The sequence below is a fragment of the Marinobacterium profundum genome, from assembly GCF_001528745.1.
Classification (GTDB): domain Bacteria; phylum Pseudomonadota; class Gammaproteobacteria; order Pseudomonadales; family Balneatricaceae; genus Marinobacterium_A; species Marinobacterium_A profundum.
Genome location: NZ_BCNS01000029.1, coordinates 1 through 3,663, shown reverse-complemented (window position 1 = coordinate 3,663; position 3,663 = coordinate 1). Strand labels below are relative to the sequence as shown.

Here is a 3,663-nt window from a genome sequence, read left to right as displayed (position 1 = left end):
GTAGCTCTCGCTGATGTCCTGGATCTCCACCAGGTGGCCGGGCAGCAACAGGCCGGGGGCTTCGCCCTGCTGGGTGAGCCAGGTTTCGAGGCTTAGGCTTTCCCAGTTGCCGCCGGGGGCCAGTTCGTTGCGGGCGCGCTCGTAGCCGACGGTGCTGTGGGTGATGAGCGGGTCCACGATCTGGGGGCTGAGGATGTCGCCGGCGGTGCCGTCGCGGGTGAGCATGACGATCACGCCGCCGGTGGGGCCTCCCGCCACGAATGTGCGGTTGTATTTCGGTAAGGATCGGAATTCAGAGCCTGCGGTTTTGATCAGCTCAGCCGGCAGGATGGCGTCCAGCGGGGTGCCAACATTGGCCCACAGGTGCGGGCTGACCGGGTAGCGCGGCTTGATGTGCAGCTGCTGGATGCTGGGATCGGTCTGCACGGTGGCGCCGGCGGCCTCGGCGATGCTCTTGATCACGGCAATGGCGTCTTTGCTCTGGTAGCTAAAAGCGCCTGCCGGGATCGTCCAGTCGGGGATCTGCCAGTTCAGCGTCCAGCCTGTATTGGCCAGTTCCTGCTCGGCCAGTTGGCGGGCGCTGTAAGTGGCATCAATGGCCTTGCTGCGCAGTGGAGCGTAGGGATCCGACAGGTAGGCGCTCAAGGACCGGCCTTTGATGGTATAGCCGCTCTGGCCGAACTGGCGGCTGGTGCCGTAGCTCTCGACTATACCCTTGAACAGGTGGCCGTTGATCTCGCAGGCGATCTCGCGGGGGCCGTTGCTGCCGGACTTGAGCAGTGCCAGGTCCGACGCCTGCGCCAGGGTTGCGCTAAAGCGCCAGCCCCACGAATCACTATCGGTGGTCCAGCTGACATTGAGCGCTTCGATTTCTGCGCCGTCCGGGGTGCGGTATAGCGTGAGTGACGGCATAAATATGTACACCTCTTTAATGGTCGGTACCGGCGGCGGTGTGGCGGGCTCGTCCGGCGTCACGCCCCAGCCAGGGCTGGTAATGGTGTCGGGCAGTGGGCGTTCCCAGCTGCCGGTACCCCAGGGCACAGTGCGGCTTGCCTGTACTGCGGGTGGGGTATCGTGGGCCATGCTGATGCCGGGATCGGTTGGCCGGATCGGCTGGTTGGCATAGGGCGGCGGGGCGCCCCAGCTGAAATCAAGCGCGGTAGATACCGGCGGGATGTAGTCAGCAGCGGCGAAGTTAAAATCCACCTCATAACTCAATGGCGGTGTGTAATCGCGGGTATCCCAAACCTGCTTGCTGCCCCAGAGTTCAGTGCGCTGGTGCGGGTAGCCGCTGTTGCGATCGACGGCGGGGGGATATATCCACCGCTGCCCTGAGCCCTGATCCAGGTGCCGGCCGAACAACGCCCAGGCCTGCATACGATCCGACTGCTTGGCGGGCGGGTGGCTGTAATCCAGCGAAGGGATGGCGCCTGGATGGGCTGAAAAGGCGTTCCAGGGTACGACGCCCAAAGCCGGCTTGGCCGGGATCACGCCAAATGGCAAGGTCGGGGTCGCATCGATCCGATCGGCATCCTGCCAGGCAACGCCCTTGGCGGGCTGCTTGGGCGGGGCGTTAATGAAGCCAAGCACTAGACCAGAGTCGACCACTGCCGCCCTGCCCCACTTCGCTGCCTGGCCTGCATCGCTGCTATTAAGTGCAGCACGCGGAATCGGCACGCCCCAATCCACCACCAGGGCTGATACTGGGGCTGCCGTAGTCGCGCTGATGCTCGCCACGGCACCCCGCGCCAGATGAACCTGGGATATCGGGGAGGCGGTGACGCCATACAGCGCCAGGCGGCGCTCGTTGCTGAACTCGACATGGATCAGCGCCTGGGGTGGCGCTGTGGTGGCAGCCAGCCCCAGCACAGCGCCGTGGGCCAGCTGCAGCTGCGCCTGCGGCGGGGCCGTGGTGGCGCTGATCGTGGCGCTGGGTATCTGGCCATGCAGGATGCTGATCAGGCCCGTGGGTGCAGCGGTGGTAGCGTTTACACTCAGTTCAACCGCATCGGCGGCAAACGCAAAATCAACCGCATCGCGCAGGGGGGGCGTATAGCTGCCAGTCAGATCAAAATCGACGGCATCCCCTAACGGCGGCGTATAGCTCATGATTTAGGCAGCTTCAAGAATGGCGGCGCTGGTCGCCCGCAGCGGGCCGCCTATGACTATATCAAGTGTATTGAATCGGACAAAAGCGGTACTGCCGGTGATGCCGCAATCGCCATCGATAACGAAGTTGCCGTCGCCATCCAGGGCGCGGGCCCAGGTGGCTGTACCGCTGGCATCGGCCTCGTCATCATCGGTGATGGCGGCGAAGCTCAGCAGGCCATCGGTGACGGTGCCGCAGGGCTTGCTAAAGATCAGGGTTCCCAGCAACACCGGGATCAGGCCCATGTCCTGCCAGGTGATGTCGTTATCCGCCACGGTGGTGCCATTGGTCGGCCAGGTGGGGGCGGATCCGGCACTGGTACCGGTGTTTTCGGCCCGGTAGTAGTGGCCAGAGGCGGTGACATAATCGCCGGCGGTATAAGCCGTACTGGTGCCGTAGGCCGGCATGGCAGACACATCGCGGCCCTTGTCGGGCTGGCCGCCGGAATAGATCGGCAGAGTGCCGGGCGTGGCGGCAGCATCAATGGCGTTTATGATCTGCTGGGCGCGGTTGGTGCGCAGGGTATCGGCGAATAGCATCATTATAAAAATCCTTTAGACAGCCACTAGTGGCGTAACAGGCCCATGGACCAACGGGCGGTAGCCGGCACCGGGTATCGCCATCACATGCACTGGATCGAAGGTATAAACGGGGATCGAATAGTTGCCATCAGCGCCGCTGATGCCTTCGTTAAGCAAGCGACCGTCGGCTTCGTCATAGATACGCACAGGTACGATCGAAGGCTCCCCATCGACTGTTACATTGCCGGCAATATGGATTGGCTGCTCATTTCCGAGCTCATCTATTTCTGCCTGGGTGACATCACGGGTGATAAGGCGGAAGTGATCGATCGTACCGCTGTAATTACCATCCGTGGCCACATCAACCCCTGAATAGCTATAACCTCCAATGAGTGTCCATGACGAATGAAAATTCCCGCTGAATGTGGTTGCTGATGAAGCAACCAGCGTCTTGTTTACATAGATCCTACAGCCGGTAGACTTGGTGAAAACGCCCAGCACATGGGTAATCTGGCCTGATGGAGTGGCCCCCGCAACGATATTGACCAGAGCGCTCGTTGAGCTCCTGACTTGCAGCTGCAGTTGGTTATTATTGATCGCTAACTGCACAAGCGCTTGGGAGTCATCGCGGTGGCTGAAAATCTTGCCATTACTGCTGGCATGGTTTGGGTCAACCCAGCAGGATATCGCCAGCGCCGTTGGATCACTGATAACGCCGTTCATGTTTACAAAGCTGGCGGCATTGCCGTTAAACTGCAGCGCCTTACCAAACCTCCCCGACACCTGAGTAGCCCCGGTAATCGGCGCGTTCAGCGAGCCCGCTTCATTCTTCAACGCCCCATCAATCAACGTGTCCATTGAATAGAACGCCACCACATCGGGGTGCCTTGGATCGGTTATTGCGTATGGCATCAGTCAGCATCCCCCCTGATCTGCAGCTTGAACGAATCGTCTTCCTGGGTGGGTGTGCCGCTGAGCGTTGTCCTGGCGATC

Annotated in this window: 3 protein-coding genes; all 3 read right to left on the bottom strand. The window is 61.3% G+C overall.

Features of this window, described 5'->3' with window-relative positions; all coding sequences use genetic code 11:
- The coding region (locus MPRO_RS02080) for a hypothetical protein (protein WP_067286372.1) at positions 1-2,109 on the bottom strand (2,109 nt) is incomplete at its 3' end.
- A 3-nt stretch (positions 2,110-2,112) separates the two neighbouring features.
- Positions 2,113-2,691, bottom strand: a complete 579-nt coding sequence (locus MPRO_RS02075) for a hypothetical protein (RefSeq protein ID WP_067286370.1) — start codon at positions 2,689-2,691, stop codon at positions 2,113-2,115.
- 12 nt (positions 2,692-2,703) lie between these two features.
- Positions 2,704-3,582, bottom strand: coding sequence for a LamG domain-containing protein (locus MPRO_RS02070; RefSeq protein ID WP_082708400.1), 879 nt, complete (start codon positions 3,580-3,582; stop codon positions 2,704-2,706).
- Positions 3,583-3,663 lie beyond the last annotated feature (81 nt).

Coding starts and splice junctions, on each gene's coding strand:
- MPRO_RS02075 (WP_067286370.1), bottom strand. CDS start 2,691: ATGATGCTATTCGCCGATACCCTGCGCACCAACCGCGCCCAGCAGATC.
- MPRO_RS02070 (WP_082708400.1), bottom strand. CDS start 3,582: ATGCCATACGCAATAACCGATCCAAGGCACCCCGATGTGGTGGCGTTC.